The 16,039-nt window shown below is 68.0% G+C and carries 14 protein-coding genes and 1 riboswitch; of the genes, 7 read left to right on the top strand and 7 right to left on the bottom strand.

The annotated features are described in order from the left end of the window. Positions 1-48: 48 nt before the first annotated feature. Positions 49-624 (bottom strand): TetR/AcrR family transcriptional regulator, encoded by a 576-nt coding sequence (locus ACGFNJ_RS38025; RefSeq protein ID WP_393460069.1) that lies wholly within the window; start codon positions 622-624, stop codon positions 49-51. Between the two features lie 116 nt (positions 625-740). On the opposite strand from ACGFNJ_RS38025, the gene ACGFNJ_RS38020 reads away from it, so the two are divergent. Next, the gene (locus ACGFNJ_RS38020; protein ID WP_393460066.1) at positions 741-1,409 is read left to right on the top strand and encodes an MBL fold metallo-hydrolase; all 669 of its coding nucleotides are present in this window, start codon (positions 741-743) and stop codon (positions 1,407-1,409) included. Between the two features lie 36 nt (positions 1,410-1,445). Continuing rightward, complete coding sequence (locus ACGFNJ_RS38015) at positions 1,446-2,315, top strand: alpha/beta hydrolase (RefSeq protein WP_393460064.1); 870 nt, start codon at positions 1,446-1,448, stop codon at positions 2,313-2,315. Positions 2,316-2,320: 5 nt separating this feature from the next. On the opposite strand, the gene ACGFNJ_RS38010 is transcribed toward ACGFNJ_RS38015, so the two are convergent. Continuing rightward, complete coding sequence (locus ACGFNJ_RS38010; RefSeq protein WP_393460061.1) at positions 2,321-3,283, bottom strand: ATP-binding protein; 963 nt, start codon at positions 3,281-3,283, stop codon at positions 2,321-2,323. Positions 3,284-3,654: 371 nt separating this feature from the next. Between ACGFNJ_RS38010 and ACGFNJ_RS38005 the strand changes: the two genes are divergently transcribed. Together ACGFNJ_RS38005 and ACGFNJ_RS38000 are read left to right on the top strand one after the other, a co-directional pair. Next, positions 3,655-4,074 (top strand): YciI family protein, encoded by a 420-nt coding sequence (locus tag ACGFNJ_RS38005; RefSeq protein ID WP_393460058.1) that lies wholly within the window; start codon positions 3,655-3,657, stop codon positions 4,072-4,074. A gap of 15 nt (positions 4,075-4,089) precedes the next feature. Further along, positions 4,090-5,379, top strand: a complete 1,290-nt coding sequence (locus ACGFNJ_RS38000; protein ID WP_393460055.1) for an RNA polymerase sigma factor — start codon at positions 4,090-4,092, stop codon at positions 5,377-5,379. An 83-nt stretch (positions 5,380-5,462) separates the two neighbouring features. Here ACGFNJ_RS38000 and ACGFNJ_RS37995 read toward each other — a convergent pair whose 3' ends face one another. Together ACGFNJ_RS37995 and ACGFNJ_RS37990 are read right to left on the bottom strand one after the other, a co-directional pair. Continuing rightward, a complete protein-coding gene (locus tag ACGFNJ_RS37995; protein WP_393460052.1) occupies positions 5,463-6,515 on the bottom strand; it encodes an alpha/beta fold hydrolase in 1,053 nt (350 codons plus the stop codon). A 193-nt stretch (positions 6,516-6,708) separates the two neighbouring features. Beyond that, complete coding sequence (locus ACGFNJ_RS37990; protein WP_393460049.1) at positions 6,709-7,026, bottom strand: hypothetical protein; 318 nt, start codon at positions 7,024-7,026, stop codon at positions 6,709-6,711. A 76-nt stretch (positions 7,027-7,102) separates the two neighbouring features. Between ACGFNJ_RS37990 and ACGFNJ_RS37985 the strand changes: the two genes are divergently transcribed. Next, positions 7,103-7,483, top strand: a complete 381-nt coding sequence (locus tag ACGFNJ_RS37985; RefSeq protein ID WP_393460046.1) for a glyoxalase superfamily protein — start codon at positions 7,103-7,105, stop codon at positions 7,481-7,483. Positions 7,484-7,532: 49 nt separating this feature from the next. Then, positions 7,533-7,997, top strand: coding sequence for a DUF2752 domain-containing protein (locus ACGFNJ_RS37980; protein WP_393460043.1), 465 nt, complete (start codon positions 7,533-7,535; stop codon positions 7,995-7,997). 84 nt (positions 7,998-8,081) lie between these two features. On the opposite strand, the gene ACGFNJ_RS37975 is transcribed toward ACGFNJ_RS37980, so the two are convergent. The 3 genes from ACGFNJ_RS37975 to ACGFNJ_RS37965 form a co-directional block, all read right to left on the bottom strand. Continuing rightward, positions 8,082-9,419, bottom strand: a complete 1,338-nt coding sequence (locus tag ACGFNJ_RS37975; protein ID WP_393460040.1) for a M1 family metallopeptidase — start codon at positions 9,417-9,419, stop codon at positions 8,082-8,084. Continuing rightward, on the bottom strand, positions 9,419-13,336 hold the full coding sequence (locus ACGFNJ_RS37970) for a Pls/PosA family non-ribosomal peptide synthetase (RefSeq protein WP_393460037.1): 3,918 nt from the start codon (positions 13,334-13,336) through the stop codon (positions 9,419-9,421). The genes ACGFNJ_RS37975 and ACGFNJ_RS37970 overlap by 1 nt, the downstream gene beginning before the upstream one ends. Positions 13,337-13,684: 348 nt before the next feature. Beyond that, positions 13,685-14,329 carry a LysE family translocator gene (locus ACGFNJ_RS37965; RefSeq protein WP_393460034.1) on the bottom strand — a complete coding sequence of 215 codons (645 nt, stop codon included), beginning with the start codon at positions 14,327-14,329 and terminating at the stop codon, positions 13,685-13,687. 101 nt (positions 14,330-14,430) lie between these two features. Continuing rightward, positions 14,431-14,544, top strand: a riboswitch (SAM riboswitch). A gap of 46 nt (positions 14,545-14,590) precedes the next feature. Between ACGFNJ_RS37965 and ACGFNJ_RS37960 the strand changes: the two genes are divergently transcribed. Beyond that, positions 14,591-15,949 carry an aminotransferase class V-fold PLP-dependent enzyme gene (locus ACGFNJ_RS37960; protein WP_393460031.1) on the top strand — a complete coding sequence of 453 codons (1,359 nt, stop codon included), beginning with the start codon at positions 14,591-14,593 and terminating at the stop codon, positions 15,947-15,949. Positions 15,950-16,039 lie beyond the last annotated feature (90 nt).

The following is a 16,039-nucleotide window of genomic DNA, read 5'->3' as shown; positions in this document are numbered from 1 at the left end:
CGCTCAGGAACGAGTTGTCAGTGTAGGGGGCCGCTCGGCGTGGGTGGCTCAACTTCCGATCAGGACGGTCGAAGCTTCGGTGAGGAATGCTTGGGCGGTGGCTGGATCGGGTGGACTGTCCGGGCGCTCTCGTGCCAGGAACAGCAGGCCGACGTAGGTGGAATACGCCAGCTGTGCGCGATGCTGCGCCCGCTGTTCGTCGTGGCCGAGCTCCTCGAATGTTCTTGCTATCAAGGCAATCCGGTCTTCGGTGACCCGATGGACGACGGCCCGTACGCGCGGGTTGTCGAGTTCGCCGAGCAGGTGAACATGTACCGACGGCGCGAGGCTTTGACTGAAGTCGATCGCGCTGCGCAGCAGCACTTGTAGGCGCTCGGCAGGATCAGGGATGGCGGCGAAGGCGGCAAGCCCGGGCGCTCCGTGCGAGTTCTCCCAGTATGTCAGTGCCGCGTCGATGAGCTCTTCACGATTACGAAAGTGCGCGTAAAAGCTGCCCTTAGTGACGCCAAGGCTACGGGCCAATGGTTCCAGGACGACCGCCGACAGTCCGCCGCCTGCCATGGCCTCCATAGCGGCGCGGGCCCAGTCTTCGGCGGAGAGCCGGGAGTCGTAGGGGCGCGCCATGGGGCGAGGATACCGCACGGTATTGACAGCTGTGCCGGGCGCGTCAATACTTCACGGTATCAATACCGTCAGGTATCAATACCGTGAGGTATCAAGCTCGTCTGAAAGTGATGCCAATGAAGCAAATCGCTGATGGCCTGTCCATGTTGGACGGGAGGCCCGGGGACGGGGTCAACGTCTATCTCGCAGGCGATGTCCTGATCGATGCCGGGACGCGCTACGCCGCGGACCGGATCCTGCGCCAGGTGAAAGACGTGCCGTTGGCTGCGCACGCGGTAACCCATGCCCACCCAGACCATCAAGGGGCAAGCCATCGGGTGTGTGCCGAATTCGACATCCCCATGCTGTGTGGCGACGGTGATGCCGACGCGATGGAGTCCGGCGATTTCGCGTCGCTGGCTCCCGTCAATCCGGTCACGCGTTGGCAGATGCGGTTTTGGGTGGGACCGGCGCACCCGGTTGCCCGCCGCCTGAAGGAAGGCGATGTGGTCGGCGGCTTCACCATATTGGAGACGCCGGGGCATTCACCGGGTTCGGTGTGCTTCTGGCGGGAGGCCGATCGGGTGCTGATCGTCGGGGACGTCTTGTTCGGCCAGCACGCGATCACCACGCGCCCCGGTCTGCATGAACCGCCGCGCCGTTTCACGCTCGACCCCGCCCGAAACCGGGAATCCATCCATCGTCTCGCCGCGCTGAACCCGGCCACGGTGTGTTTCGGGCATGGACCCGTACTCGACAACCGCGCCAACGAACTCGCCCGGTTCGCCGCCACGTTGAAAGGATGACTCGTGACGGCTCGCACCCCTCCGGAGCTAAGCGGCGTGACATCGGCGGATGACCAGGTGTCGGTGCGCCATCGATTCATCCGTGGCCGGCACGGCACGCTGCTGCACCTGCAGTCCTGGCTGCCGGGCGCGCCTGCCCGAGCAGTCGTCCAAATCGCGCACGGTTTGGGCGATCACGTCGGCCGCCACGATCGGCTCGCCACCGTCCTCGCCCGCGCAGGCTACGCCGTCTATGCACTCGACCAGCGTGGCCACGGCTACTCGGACGGACCGCGGGCGACCATCCGCCGATTTCGCGACGTGGTGGCCGATCTCGCCGCATCGGTGAATCTCGCCAACGACGAAAACCCTGAATTGCCAACGTATCTCATCGGACACAGCTGGGGCGGGTTGGTGTCCCTTGCCTACGTGGCACAGCAGCAACCACGCCTGTCGGGGATGGTGCTGGCCGCCACCGCAGGCAGCGCGCGGCCCGTCCCGGCAGCGCAGCGGGTGGCGACGGCAGCGCTCGCCCACGTCCTACCTCGGCTCGGCACTCGCAAACTCCCGTTCGAGCTGGCCACCCGCGATCCCGCTGCGGCGGCCGCCTTCCACACCGACAAGCTGGCCTACCGGCGGCGTGTCCGCGCTGCCACCGCGGCGCAATCGCTGACGGCCATGCATCGACTGCACGCTCAGCTGCCGGCCATCACGGTGCCGATTCTGTTGTTGCACGGCACCGCCGACGCGATCGCCGCACCCGCCACCAGCAGCTACGTTCACGACCGCGTCGGATCCCCGGACCGAACCTTGGTGCTGTTCGACGGTCTCTACCACCAGCTGTTCAACGAGCCCGAGCGTGCGGTCGTCACCACCACTGTCCTCGACTGGCTCGCGGACCGACATCGAGATCGAGAGCGTCGATGACTCGCTCAGGAATGAGTCAACTCGCCGGACGGCACGTCGGGTCGAAGGACGAAGTCGGGATCGATCTGCTCGACCATCTCCGCACCAGCCCAGGCGTTGGCGTTGCGCAGGTGGAATTCGACGGCTTGCTGCTGGTAGGCGACCCAGTCGCGGGTTTCGGCGTCGAGCGCCGATTTGATCTGTGCCAGCGCTTCCCGGTTCTCGGTTTCGAGGTCGGTGATCGGCCGGATGTCGCCGCGCTCGGCCGCGCGCACGTGCCCGGAGCGGCCGATCCAGCACAGCAGGTTCTCGCCGACGTGTTCGCGCAGGAAGGCCAGGTCGTCGGCGTCGCAGATCTTGTTGCCGACGACGACGATGCGGATGCCGAAATCCTTGGCGTAGTTGAGGTATTGGCGATAGACGCCGACGCTGCGCAGGGTCGGTTCGCACACCAGCGCGGTCAGGTCGAAGCGGGTGAACAGTCCGGAAGCGAACGAGTCGGCTCCGGCCGTCATGTCGACCACCACGTACTCGCCTGCACCGTCGACCATGTGGTTGAGCAACAGTTCGGCCGCGCCGACTTTGGAGTGGTAGCAGGCCACCCCGAGATCCTCGTCGGTGAACGGTCCGGTCACCATCAGGCGGGCGCCGCCGACGTTGCGCACGCAGGCGGAGTAGATGGGGTTGTCTTCGGTGACCTGCAACAGCCGCGAGCCCGATCCCGGCGGGGTGGTCTTGATCATCGCCTCGGCCGAGGGGATCCGTGGGTTGTCTCCGCGCAGGTATTCCTTGATCAGCGGCAGGTGCGCGCCCAGGGTGGGCAGCGTCAGCGACTCTTCTTCACCGGCCCCCAATGCCGCGGCCAGATGCTGATTGATGTCGGCATCGATCGCCAGGGTTGGCGCCCCGCGCTCGACCAGATGCCGGATGAATAGCGAGGACAGCGTCGTCTTGCCACTGCCGCCCTTGCCGACGAAGGCGATCTTCACAGCACACACCTCTCACATCGGTAACGATATTCATGTTCGTGATAGCGACAACAACCTACTCGACCCCTTGCCCCGATTGCGCTCAGGTGGTCACGCGGTCAATGGGTTCTGTTCTGTCGCAACGTATTCCAGGCGACACGCGCGCGAGGCGGGGCCCGGCACGCGAATCGAGTGTCATCGCTACGTGCCTACCGCCCGTCCCAATCCGAATCCTGTGGTCGATCTCGAGTACGGCGTTGAAACCGCAGGTCAGGGTGTAGACGGACAAATTTCAAAAAGTTCTTGGCCCGTGTCGATCTATCGCGTTCCCCGTTCGACCTAGGGATGAGAGGGTCCAAGCGGGACCCGGGATGAACCTAGGAGACGGAATCATGAAGTACATGCTGGTGATGCGTGCGACCGACGAGGGATACGCGAGCATGGGCGAGGTCGACTTCGACAAGATGTTGGAGATGGTCGGGCAGTTCAACGACGAGATGATCCGGGCGGGTGTGCTGCTCGCGGCGGAAGGGCTCGACGATCCGGCCGACGGTGTGGTGGTGGACTTTTCGTCCGAGCCGCCGATCGTCACCGATGGGCCGTACGGGGAGACCAAGGAGTTGTTCGGCGGGTTCTACATCTTGAATGTGGCGTCCAAGGAGGAGGCGATCGAGTGGGCCAAGCGCGCGCCGCTGGCCGGTCCCGGCTTCAAGACCGAGATCAGGCGGGTCTCGACGATCGACGAATTCCCGCAGGACAACGAGTGGATCAAGAAAGAGCGGGCGTGGCGCGAAGCCACCGGCCAGCTCTGAGCGGGACGGCGGGCGATGGCCGAACACTCCGGTCGTGAGGCCGTCGCCGCGGTCTGGCGGATCGAATCCGCGCGCATCGTCGGCGCGCTGGCCCGCTACACCGGCGACTTCGCGCTTGCCGAGGACCTCGCGCAGGAGGCGCTGGCCGAGGCGCTGGTGACCTGGCCGCGCGACGGCGTGCCGCACAATCCGGCGGGCTGGTTGCTCACTGTCGGCAAGCGCAGGGCCATCGACGGGTTTCGCCGTCGTTCCGCGCTCGACGACCGGTACGCGGCGCTCGCCCACCACTTGGGCGAGGGCGGCACGGTTTCGGGCGGCGACCCGGCCGATCCCGCGGCGGCCGACGAGGTGCTGTGGGATCCGGACCAGATCGACGACGATGTGCTGGCGCTGATGTTCATCTCCTGTCATCCGACGCTGTCGCGGGACGCGCGGATTGCGCTCACACTGCGCGTCATCGGCGGTCTGACCAGCGACGAGATCGCCAAGGCATGCCTGGTGCCGACGGCGACGGTGCAGGCTCGGATCACCAGGGCGAAGAAAACCCTTGCCGCGGCGCGGGTTCGGTTCGAGGTGCCGTCGGCGCAGGAGCGGGGCGCACGGCTCGGCTCGGTGCTGAACGTGGTGTATCTGATCTTCACCGAGGGCTCGTCGGCGAGTTCGGGCAGCGATCTGATCCGGTTCGAATTGGCAGGCGAGGCACAGCGATTGGCGCGAGTGCTGGCCAGGTTGGTGCCGACCGAGCCGGAGGTGTACGGGCTGCTGGCCCTGCTCGAACTCACGGCGGCACGGTTTCCCGCGCGCACCGGACCTGACGGACAGCCGGTGCTGCTCGAGCAGCAGGACCGCAGGCGGTGGGACCGTGCCGCGATCCGCCGTGGGCGCGCGGCGTTGCAGCGTGCGTCGGAGGTCGGCCGTGGTCTCGGCGCTTACGGCCTGCAGGCGGCGATCGCCGAATGTCATGCTGTCGCACCGTCGGTCGAGGAGACGGCCTGGGACCGCATCGTCGTGCTGTACGAGGCGCTCGGCAGGCTCGCGCCGTCGCCGGTGGTCGATCTGAATCGCGCCGTCGCGGTGTCCATGGCGCGGGGGCCCGCGGCCGCGCTGCCGATCGTGGACGAGTTGATGGCCGCCGAAACACTCTCGGGGACACACCTTTTGCCGAGTGTCCGCGGCGAACTGATGATCCGGTTGGGCCGGACCTCGGAGGCGCGGATCGAGCTGGAACGCGCGATTGCCCTGTGCGGCAACGACCGTGAACGAACCGTGCTGTTGGGCAAGCGCGCTGCGTTGGAGGACCGCTGAAGGCGTTGTGGCAGCGCCGAATACCGCGGGGTGTTGCTCCTGGGCCGGGCGCCGTTGATCGGCCCAGGAGAACAGTTGTGGGGTCAGCCTGCGGCGGCGGTGCGGCGGCCCGCCTGCGCGGCAACGAGTTCGAGTTCGGCGTTGAAACGGTCGGCGGCCTCGATGTTGCCGAGGTGGCCGGTGGGCCAGCTGTGGTACGCGGCGAGATGACCGGTGCGTGCCAGCACATCGGCGATCCGGCGGGACATCCGCTCGGGCAGCAGGTGGTCGTGGCTGCCCGCGATGACGGTGGTCGGCACCGTCAGATGTTCGGCGGCGTCGCTGAGGTCGATGTCGGCGAGGGCGGCGGCATGCCTGCCCCTGGTAAGCGGGCGGCACGAGCGGACGATGCCGAGGGCGAAGTTCACCTCGTCGGCGGTCGCCTTCTTGCACATCACCCTGGCCTTGAACAGCACGCCGACCGGCCAGCCGCCGGGCAGCGGGACCGGGGTGGTGAGCACGGTTTCGGAAATGAATATCGGCAGCCTCACCGGGGCGCCGAGCAGCGTGACAGGCTTGTTCTGCACGGTCAGCGGCTTGTTGAGCAGCGGGAGCAGGTCGGTGTCGTACCGGATGTTGCCCGAGGTGGTGTTCAGCAGGACGGCGGCGGTGGCCCGGCGCCGGACCTGGTCGGGATAGTGGGCGGCCCAGGCCTGAATCGTCATTCCGCCCATGCTGTGCCCGGCGAGCACGGCCCGCTGGCCGGGGCGCAAGGTCGCGTCGAGCACGGCGGACAGGTCGTCGGCGAGGGTTTCCCGGCTCGGCATGCGGGAGCCGAGCTGGCTCGCGCCGTGGCCGCGCTGGTCGTAGCAGACCACCCGGTAGCGATCCGCGAACGCGTTGATCTGCGGATTCCAGTACTCGATGCTGCAGCTCCAGCCGTGGATCAGCACGATGACGTCGCCATCGGCGGGCCCGTAGGCGTGCACCCGGAGTCGGGCGCCATCGATGGTGGTGACCGGGATGACCTCGTGCGGGGCGGTGGGGGCGTTCAACGACGCGGTCCGGAAGGTACGCGAACGTAGTCCGGCACGATATGCGGCGGTCAGCGCGCCATTTCGCGCGTCCGCCAGCGTCTTCATCGACTTCACCAGCATCGGGCACTCCTTTGTGTCTGCCGCCACAGTACAGTGCAAGCAAAGTGCTTGCTAGTGCTAGCGCACGGTGGCGAAACTTCTGGCTCGTCAGGGGGAATACCCGCAAATGAGCCCAATGACACTGTCTCTCTTTACAAAAACGCCGCCGGTGCGGCGGTTCTTCCGAGTTCATCGCGACACGCGGATGCGATTGTTAGCCCGCGGCACGGCGATTCGATAACGGTTCGTCGGGCAGATCGGACAGCGCCGCGATCTCCTCGGGGATCACCAGGCACACCTGATCGTCCGGATGAAAGTCGCTCGGCACATCGCTGCGATTGGGCGCATGCACGAAAACGACCACCGATGAGCCGTCGCCGGGATCGATCTCGACCGCGACCATGTGCTCGCGGTTGTCGTCGGCGAGGTCGCCTTCCCGCGGTGTGCGCCAGTGCCCCACATGCCCGAATTCGAGCTTGCGAGTCGCGCTGACCCCGAATCCGTCGAGCCGGGTAAAACCAGCGGCATCCACCCTGGAAATTGTACTCTACCTGCGAAAAGAGGAAACCCCATCGATCTTGTCCGACCCAGGTGCGATGATCGGCGGCGTGGCTTCCGATGAGATCGGCTTCGCGGCACCGATACCCGTGCTCCGCATGTTCGACGTCGCGCGGGCATACGAGTTCTATCGCGACTACCTTGGCTTCACCGTCGACTGGGAACACCGGTTCGGCGATGACTTTCCGTTGTATGCACAGGTTTCCCGGTCCTCGGCCAAGCTGCACCTCAGCGAGCACCACGGTGACGGCACCCCGGGCACGGTGGTGTGGATCGAGGTCGCCGATGTGTATGCCTGGCAGGCCGAGTTGGCGGGCAAGCAGTACCGCTACGCCAAACCGGGCACTCCCGAAGAGGGCCCTGCCGGGCCGGGATTCGACCTGACCGATCCGTCCGGCAACGTCCTGCGCTTCGCCCAACCGGAGGACTAGCCGCGCAGCCGGTAGCGGCGCCCGGTGGCACGCAGTTACCGTGGGTGCTGTGGAAAGTACGCACGTCGCACCGGAACCGGCGGCACCTTCGGACTCCGCCAACCCCTCCCGGTCCGGCCTGCGGGGAGTGGGGTTCCCGCTGTTGGTGGTCGGCGTCGGCGTCGGCGTAGGGGTGCTGCTGCACCTGCGCGACCCGCACGTCGAGGGTTCCTACGGCATCTGCCCGGTGTACGCGCTCACCGGTTGGTGGTGCCCCGGCTGCGGCGGCATGCGGGCGATCAACAACCTGACCAACGGCAACCTGCTCGATTCGGTGCAGAGCAACGTGCTCGCCGTGCCCCTCGTGCTCGCCTTCCTGCTGTGGGTCGGCGATTGGACATTGCGGGCCTGGCGCGGCGAACGCATGCGCCTGCCGTCCATCAACGCCGTCACCATGTGGACGTTCTTCGCGCTGCTCGCGGTCTACACGGTGCTGCGCAACACCCCGTGGGGAACCTGGCTCGCACCGGTCTGATCTCGACGGTGTCGCCGAGTACGACCCGCTCGTCGAGGAACTCGCCCCCCGCTACCTGGTGTTCTGACGCGAAAGGCGTTGTGCCTACCCTGCGTTGGCGGGCGGCAGCTGCGGGAGCGGCTGCTCGGTCAACCACTGGTTCCAGAGCGGGCGCAGCGGAACCCGGCTGTAGTGCCCGGCCAGATCGGTGAACTCCTCGGTGGTGACCGAGCCGTGCCGGTAGCGAATTGTCCACTCCCGCAACAGATCGAAGAACGCGGTGTCGCCGAGCTCCAGGCGCAACGCGTGCAGCGTGAGCGCACCGCGCTTGTACACCCGATCGTCGAACATGCGTTGTGGGCCCGGATCGCCGACGACGATGTCCTGCGGCTGTCTCGACAGGTTGTGCCTGGCCGCCCTGGCCAGTTGATCGGCGGTCGGCCCGCCCGCCTCCTCCGACCAGATCCATTCGGCGTAACAGGCGAAGCCTTCGTGTAGCCAGATATCGCGCCACTTCGCGATGGTGAGGCTGTTGCCGAACCACTGGTGCGCCAACTCGTGCGCGACCAGTCGTTCGGCGCCGCGTCGACCGTCGCAGTGGTTGGCGCCGAAGATCGAAATGCCTTGCGCCTCGATCGGAATCTCCAGGTCGTCGTCGGTGACGACCACGGTGTAGCCCTCGAAAGGGTAGGGCCCGAACCGTTCGCTGAAGACCTCCATCATCCGCGGCTGCCTGGCGAAGTCGTGCTCGAAATTGGCGCGCAGCCGCGGCGGCACGACGGCCTGCATCGGCACCGCGCCGTGTGCGGTCGGGATGCGGTGCTTCTGATAGGCGCCGATCTGGATGGTCGCCAGGTAGCTCGACATCGGCTCGGCCTGCTCGTACACCCAGGTGGTCTGGCTCGCCTTGGTCTGCTTGCGTAGCAGGGTGCCGTTGGCCAGTGCGTAGTACGGGGTGTCCGTGGTGATCGAAATCCGGTAGCTCGCTTTGGAACTCGGATGATCGTCGCAGGGAAACCAGGACGCGGCGCCGTTGGGCTGGCTGGCCACCAGCGCGCCCTCGGTGAGTTCCTCCCAGCCGACCTCACCCCACGGGCCGCGCACCGGCTTCGGCGTGCCGCCGTACTGGATGACCAGCGAAAGCACGCCACCGGCCGGGATACGCTGCTGCGGAGTGATCGTCAATTTGCCGCGCTGGTGCAGGTATTTCGCGGCTTTGGCGCCGTTGACGAACACCTTGGACACGGTGAGCGCCTGCGAGAGGTCCACCGCGAACCGCGGCCGGACCGCGGTGGTCACCGCGGTGATCTCGGCGCGGCCGGTCAGCCGATTGCTGGCGACCTTGTAGATGAGTTCGAGCTCGTAGCGGGATACCCGATATCCCCGGTTTCCGTTTTGCGGCAGATACTCGTCGATGGGCTCTTCGTAGAACTTGTCCGGCATCAGTGAGGCGCTCCGGGGTCGCCGCGGAACCAAGGCGCGATCGGGTTGCCCCACCAGCGGGTGGACGGTGGCACGGTGTCGCCGCGCATGACCAGCGAGGCGGGGCCGATGGTCGCGCCCTCGCCGATGGTCGACGCGGGCAGCGCGACGCAGTGCGGGCCGAGGGTGGCGCCGGGGCCGAGGGTGACGGTGTCCATGGACATGATGCGGTCGTGAAAGAGATGGGTCTGCACGACGCAGCCGCGTTCCACGGTCGCGCCGTCACCGAGTGTCACCAGGTCAGCCTCCGGTAGCCAATAGGATTCGCACCATACCCCGCGGCCGATCTTGGCGCCGAGGCCGCGCAGCCACAGGTTGAGTACCGGAGTACCCGTGGCGGCGCGGGCAAACCATGGTGCGGCAACGGCTTCCACGAAAGTGTCGGAGACCTCGTTGCGCCACACGAACGAACTCCACAGCGGATGCTCCTCGGCGCGAATCCGCCCGATCAGCAACCACTTCGCGGCTACCGAGCTGGCGCCGGCGAGCGCGCCCGCCGCGAGCAAGACCAGCCCGCTGAGCAGTGCGGTGGCGAAATGGCCGAGGTTCTCGGCGAGCCAGGCGAGGGTGAACAGCACGCCGAGTCCGATGGCGAAGGTCACCAGAACCGGGATCAGGCGGCAGGTTTCGACGATGCCGCGGGCGACCCGCAGCCGCGGCGGCGGATCGAAGGTGCGCGCGGTGTCGGAGTGATCGGAGGCGCGGCGCAGCCGCACCGGCGGGCTGCCCAGCCAGGACGAGCCTGCCTTCGCTTTGGACGGCGCGGCCGAAAGCACCGCGACCAGACCGTTTTTCGGTACCCGCCGACCGGGCGCGGTCATGCCGGAGTTGCCGAGGAAGGCCCGCTTGCCGACCTTCGCCTCGCCGATCCGCAGCCAGCCGCCGCCGAGCTCGTAGCTGGCGATCATGGTGTCGTCGGCGAGGAAGGCGCCGTCGGCGACCGTGGTGAACTTGGGCAGCAGCAGCACCGTCGACGCCTCGACGCCCTTGCCGATCTTCGCGCCGAGCAGACGGAGCCAGATCGGGGTGAGCAGGCTCGCGTAGAGCGGGAAGAGGAAGGTGCGGGCCGAATCCAGCAGTCGCTCGGTCGACCACACCTGCCAGCCGACCCGGCTGCGCACCGGGTGGTAGCCCTCTTTCAGGCCGATGCTGAGCAGTCGCACCGCGACGATGGTGACCGCCGCGTACACCGCGAGGCTGAGCAGCGTCGCGACCGGCAGGATCGCGAAGGCCCGGCCCAAACCGCCCGCGAGCGTGCGGGTATCGCGGATGAACCAGGCGATGAACAACCCGCCCGCGCCGAGCCCGAGGATGGGCACCGCGGCGAGCGCCATCGAGGTGATGCCGAAGATCGCCACCCAGTGCGCTGCCCGCTTGGGTGTGTGCGCGGGCCAGCGGTGGTGTGCCTTACCGATTTTCGCGGCGGGCGAGCCTGCCCATTCCTGCTCGGCCTTGACCTTGCCCGAAACGGCGGAGCCTGCCGCGATCTCGGCGTTCTTGCCGATTTTGGTGCCGGGCAACAGGATCGACCTGGCGCCGACCACTGCGCCTGCCCCGACAGTGACCGGGCCGAGATGCACGACGTCGCCGTCGAGCCAGTAGCCGGACAGGTCGACCTCGGGCTCGACGCTGCAGCCGTCGCCCAATTCGAGCATGCCGGTCACCGGCGGCAGGGTGTGCAGGTCGACACCGTTGCCGATCTTCGCGCCGAGCGCCCGCGCGAACGGCACCATCCAGGGTGCGCCCGAGAGGTTTTCGGCGCCGCTGGCCTCGGACAGTCGCACCGCGGCCCACAGGCGCAGATGGACCGAGCCGCCGCGCGGGTATTGACCGGGTCGCACCCCGCGCAGCAGCAGGCGGGCGCCGACCACGCAGATGGCCATCCGACCGAGCGGGGAGATGAAGAGCAGGAACGCGGCCAGCGTCCACCACCAGGACAGCTGCGGCAGCCACGGCAGCGATCCGGACCATGCCGCGATATTGCCGACGATCGCGAGCCAGGTGAGCCACTGCAGGCCGGTGAGCGTGGTGAGCGGGATGGTGGCGAGCACCTGGGCGGCCTGCGCGGGCAGCGGCGTCGGGCGGACGACGCGCTCCTCGACAGCGACGGCCGGGGTGCTCTGCTCCAGCAGTTCGGCGAGCGCGCCGAGGCGGGGATGGTCGTAGAGGTCGGCGACGGTGATCTGTGGATAACGTTCGCGCAGTGCGGTGACGAGTTGCGCCGCCGCCAGCGAGCCGCCGCCCAGGTCGAAGAAGTCGGCGTCCAGGTCGGTGACCTCGCCGCCGAGCACCGAATCCCACAGCCCGGCGACCCATTGCGCGACGCCGGTGAGATCGTTGTCGTTGTCGTCGTCGGTGCTGTTGGGTAGCGGCCACGGCAGTGCGTTGCGGTCGACCTTGCCCGAGGTGCGGGTCGGCAGTTCGTCGACGAGCGCCAGCCTCGGCACCAGCGGCGCCGGAAGTTGTTCGGCCAGTTGGGCTCTGGCGCCCTTGAGGTCGAAGTCGGCGCCAGGGCCGGTGAGGTAGCCGACCAGGATCTTGTTGCCTGCCTTGGTGGTTCGGATCGCGGCCGCGGCGCCGGTGACGCCGGAGAGGTGCTGCAGCGCGTTGTCGATCTCGCCGAGCTCGATGCGGCGTCCGCCGAGCTTGATCTGGTCGTCGGCGCGGCCGAGGAAGACCAGGCCCGCGCTGTCGTTGCGGACCAGATCGCCACTGCGGTAGGCGCGATCCCAGCCGACCGAAGCCAGCGGCGCGTACTTCTCCGCGTCCTTCGCGGGATCGAGGTAGCGGGCCAGGCCGACGCCGCCGATCACCAGCTCGCCGGATTCGCCCTCGCCCACCGGGTTTCCGGCGGAGTCGACCACCACGAGGTCCCAGCCGTCGAGCGGGAGTCCGATCCGGATCGGCCACTCGCCGTCGAGCAGTGCGGCGCAGGCGACCACCGTTGCCTCGGTGGGGCCGTAGGTGTTCCAGACCTCACGCTCCGAATCACCGTTACCGGCAAGGCGTTCCGCCAGCTCAGGGGGTACTGCCTCGCCGCCGAAGATCAACAATCGGACCGCGTCGAGCGCCTCGGCAGGCCAGGTCGCCGCCAACGTCGGCACCGTCGAGACGACGCTGATCTCCCTGCGCACCAGCCACGGGCCGAGATCGGCGCCGGTGCGGACCAGGTCACGCGGGGCGGGCACCAGGCAGGCGCCATTGCGCCAGGCCAGCCACATCTCCTCGCAGGAGGCGTCGAACGCCACCGAGAGGCCGGCCAGGACGCGGTCGCCGGGGGCGATCGGGGCGTCCTGCAGGAACAGCCTGGCCTCGGCGTCGACGAAGGCGGCGGCGTTGCGATGGGTCACCGCAACGCCTTTCGGTGTTCCGGTGGAGCCGGAGGTGAAGATGATCCACGCGTCGTCGGCGGGGGTCGGCAGCGCACTGACGCTCTCGTCGAGCGAGCGATCGGCCGCGGCACGGATGCCTGCCGGTGTCGTTTCGATGCCTGCGGCGGTGACGATGGCGGTGACCTGAGCCTCGCCGAAGACCAGCTGGGCGCGCTCGTCCGGATCGTCGGCGTCGACCGGTACGTAGGCGGCGCCCGCATACAGCACGGCGAGGATGGTGAGGTAGAGGTCGCTGGCGCCCGACGGCATCCGCACGCCGACCCGGTCGCCCGGCCGCACGCCCGCGGTGGCGAGCCTGGCCATGATCTTCTCGATCTCGACGACCAGTTCCAGGTAGGTGAGGACCGTGTCGCCGTCGTCGATGGCGGGCGCATCGGGATGCGTGAGCGCCGTCGCGGTCAGGATGTCGACGAGGGTCCGGGCCGGTGGGGTGTGCGGGGTGCCGAGAAGCGGGTCCACCGTCGCATCAACCTGTGGCTGGAGCATGACGCCCTGCCCACCTCCCATTCGCCCGCCTCGCACTTCCTGGTGTTGTTTCTGTCATAGCTGGGTTACCAGTGGGCAAACGCCATGGTGACCAGTTGTCCAGGCTACTCGGGGTTGTCGACGTTTGTTGTTCACCGGCGCGGATGCCCGGCTCGGCACCGTCGCCGGAGTTGTTGCAGGTCGTGGCGATTTCTGTCAGGCGCGCCGAAGCAATGCCTGGTTGGCGGGTTGCGGAGGGGGTTCGCCAGAGGGTCGCTGCGCGGTGGGGTCCGCGGCGATGTGATTCCGCTCATCGGGCTGGTGATCTTGCAGCTCAGAGCGTTTCGCGCCCGGCGTGGCGCGGTGCGGTCAGGCCGCGGAGGCGGCGGTGCCGATGCCGAGGGTGGCCAGAATGGCGGCGCTGGCCTGTTCGAGCCGATCCCGGATCTTCGGGCGGCGCAGCAGTGCGACCGCTCGGGAGGCGGCCAGGGCCAGGAGCACCATCTCTACCGCGGCGATGGCCGATTCGACGGCGCCGAGCGCGAGGGTGTTGGCGAAGGTGACCTCGGTCAGGAACTGCGGTAGCACGGCGAGGTAGAACAGGCCGACTTTCGGGTTGAACATGCACGAGACGATGCCCGCGGTGAACGCCGAGCGAACCGACGTGCGCGCGCCGGACCCGATGTCTGCCGGATCCTCGGCGGCGGCCGCCCGTGCCGCCCTGCGTTGCCGTCGCTGATCGAGCAACGCGCGAATACCCAAGTACAGCAAGTAGATTCCGCCGACGATCTTGAGCGCGCGGTAGGCGGTTGCGGACTGCTCCAGCAGCGCGGCGACCCCGGCCGCGACCACCACCGCCCACAACAGGCCGCCCAGTGCCGACCCGATGGCCGCCGCGATCCCCGGTCGCGCGTGCACGATCGAGAACCGCAGCACCAGAAACGAATCCGGGCCAGGCGTGATCGACAGCAGGACGCACAGGCCGACGAAGCTCAGCAGCAGGGAAAGTGACACTCAACGATGGGAACCCACGGTGGCGCGAGAAGCAACGGGTTTATGCCCGCCGGTGGGTGTCCTGTTGACAGGGCGGGTGATCTTCTGTCAATCTCGGGACAGGTCATGAGTACCAGCGTTCAGCCCCGGCTTGCTGGTCGGCAACCCTCCTCCGCGGTGGGGTGCTCCGGGTGACGACCGGGCCGACGCCCAACCGGGTGCGGCAAGCGCGGACTCGCTGAATTCCTGATCACGGGTCCCAGAGCCGACGGGATTTTCGTGATGACTGCTGTTGTGGACCAGAACCTTCGGGGATGGCAGCCGGCGGAGCCGGCGGGGTGGGCAAGCTCTGCACTGGCCCGGGTCTCGGGTGACGACCTGCGGGTGCCGCTCGTCCAAGGCGGGACCACCACCTACGCCAACTTCGACTACGCCGCGAGCGCGCCCGCGTTGGCGCAGGTCACCGACCGGGTGCAGCAGCTGCTGCCGTTCTACGCGAGCGTGCACCGCGGGGCGGGCTACGCCTCGCGTATCTCCACCGAGTGCTACGAGGCCGCGCGCGGTTCGGTGACCCGGTTCCTCGACGCCGCCGACGATCAGGTGGTCGTCTTCACCCGCAACACCACCGACTCGCTGAACCTGCTCGCGTCCTGCGTGCCGGGCGACACCGTGGTGCTCGACATCGAACATCACGCCAACTTTCTGCCGTGGACCAGGCACGGACGCCGCGTCGTGCACGCCGCGGCGACCGTCGAGGAGACGGTCGGCAGGCTGGTCGCTGAGCTGTGCAGCAAGCCTGCCGCGCTGCTCGCGGTGACCGGCGCCTCGAACGTCACCGGCGAGGTGCTGCCGCTGGAGCGCCTGGCCACCGTCGCGCACCAGTGCGGCGCCCGCATCCTCGTCGATGCCGCTCAGCTGGCGCCGCATCGGCGAATCAGCCTGCGCGAGACGGGCATCGATTACGTGGTGTTTTCCGGTCACAAGCTGTACGCGCCGTTCGGCGCCGGTGTGCTCGTGGGCCGCAGGGACTGGCTGGATGTGGCCGAGCCGTACCTCGCGGGCGGTGGTGCGGTCCGTGAGGTCACCACCGACGGCGCCGAATGGGCGGCCGCGCCGCAGCGGCACGAGGGTGGTTCGCCGAACGTGCTCGGCGCCGCCGCGCTCGCCGCTGCCTGTGATGCGCTCTGTGAGATCGACGCGGAAACTCTCGCCGCACACGAACATCGGCTTGCCGATCGACTGCGCGCCGGTCTTGCCGCGATCCCCGGCGTGCACCTGCTGAGCATCTGGACCGACAGCCCCGACACCGTCGGCATCGTCGCCTTCACTCTCGACGGTTTCGTCCCCGGCCACGTCGCCGCCTATCTCTCCGCCGAGCACGGGATCGGCGTCCGCGACGGCCGCTTCTGCGCCCACCCCCTGCTGGCCCGTCTCGGCCTGGACGGCGCCCTGCGCGCCAGCATCGGCCTCGGCACCACCCCCGCCGACGTCGACCGCCTCATCGACGCCGTCGCCACCCTGGTCAACACCGGCCCGAGCTGGAACTACGCCGCCACCAACAACATATGGAACCCCACCCCCGAAACCCGCCCCTTCACCTCCACCGCCCCCGTCGGCGCCGCCCCCTGCCTCGTCGACTAGGGCGTGTTTCGAAGTCCGCTGGTGGTGGCTGCGCGTAGCGGCGCCACCACCAGCGTTTTCGGTGGAAGCTGTTGCCCGCGTTGGCATATG

Source organism: Nocardia sp. NPDC049149, from assembly GCF_043197455.1.
In the GTDB taxonomy this organism is placed as follows: domain Bacteria; phylum Actinomycetota; class Actinomycetes; order Mycobacteriales; family Mycobacteriaceae; genus Nocardia.
Note: the sequence above shows the minus strand (reverse complement) of the source record. Positions and strands in the feature narration are given on the sequence as shown.

Excerpts from the sequence above, each read along its gene's own strand:
- ACGFNJ_RS37970 (WP_393460037.1), bottom strand. The coding sequence starts at position 13,336 with ATGCTCCAGCCACAGGTTGATGCGACGGTGGACCCGCTTCTCGGCACC.
- ACGFNJ_RS38025 (WP_393460069.1), bottom strand. The coding sequence starts at position 624 with ATGGCGCGCCCCTACGACTCCCGGCTCTCCGCCGAAGACTGGGCCCGC.
- ACGFNJ_RS38000 (WP_393460055.1), top strand. The coding sequence starts at position 4,090 with ATGGCCGAACACTCCGGTCGTGAGGCCGTCGCCGCGGTCTGGCGGATC.
- ACGFNJ_RS38020 (WP_393460066.1), top strand. The coding sequence starts at position 741 with ATGAAGCAAATCGCTGATGGCCTGTCCATGTTGGACGGGAGGCCCGGG.
- ACGFNJ_RS37960 (WP_393460031.1), top strand. The coding sequence starts at position 14,591 with ATGACTGCTGTTGTGGACCAGAACCTTCGGGGATGGCAGCCGGCGGAG.
- ACGFNJ_RS38005 (WP_393460058.1), top strand. The coding sequence starts at position 3,655 with ATGAAGTACATGCTGGTGATGCGTGCGACCGACGAGGGATACGCGAGC.
- ACGFNJ_RS37995 (WP_393460052.1), bottom strand. The coding sequence starts at position 6,515 with ATGCTGGTGAAGTCGATGAAGACGCTGGCGGACGCGCGAAATGGCGCG.
- ACGFNJ_RS37975 (WP_393460040.1), bottom strand. The coding sequence starts at position 9,419 with ATGCCGGACAAGTTCTACGAAGAGCCCATCGACGAGTATCTGCCGCAA.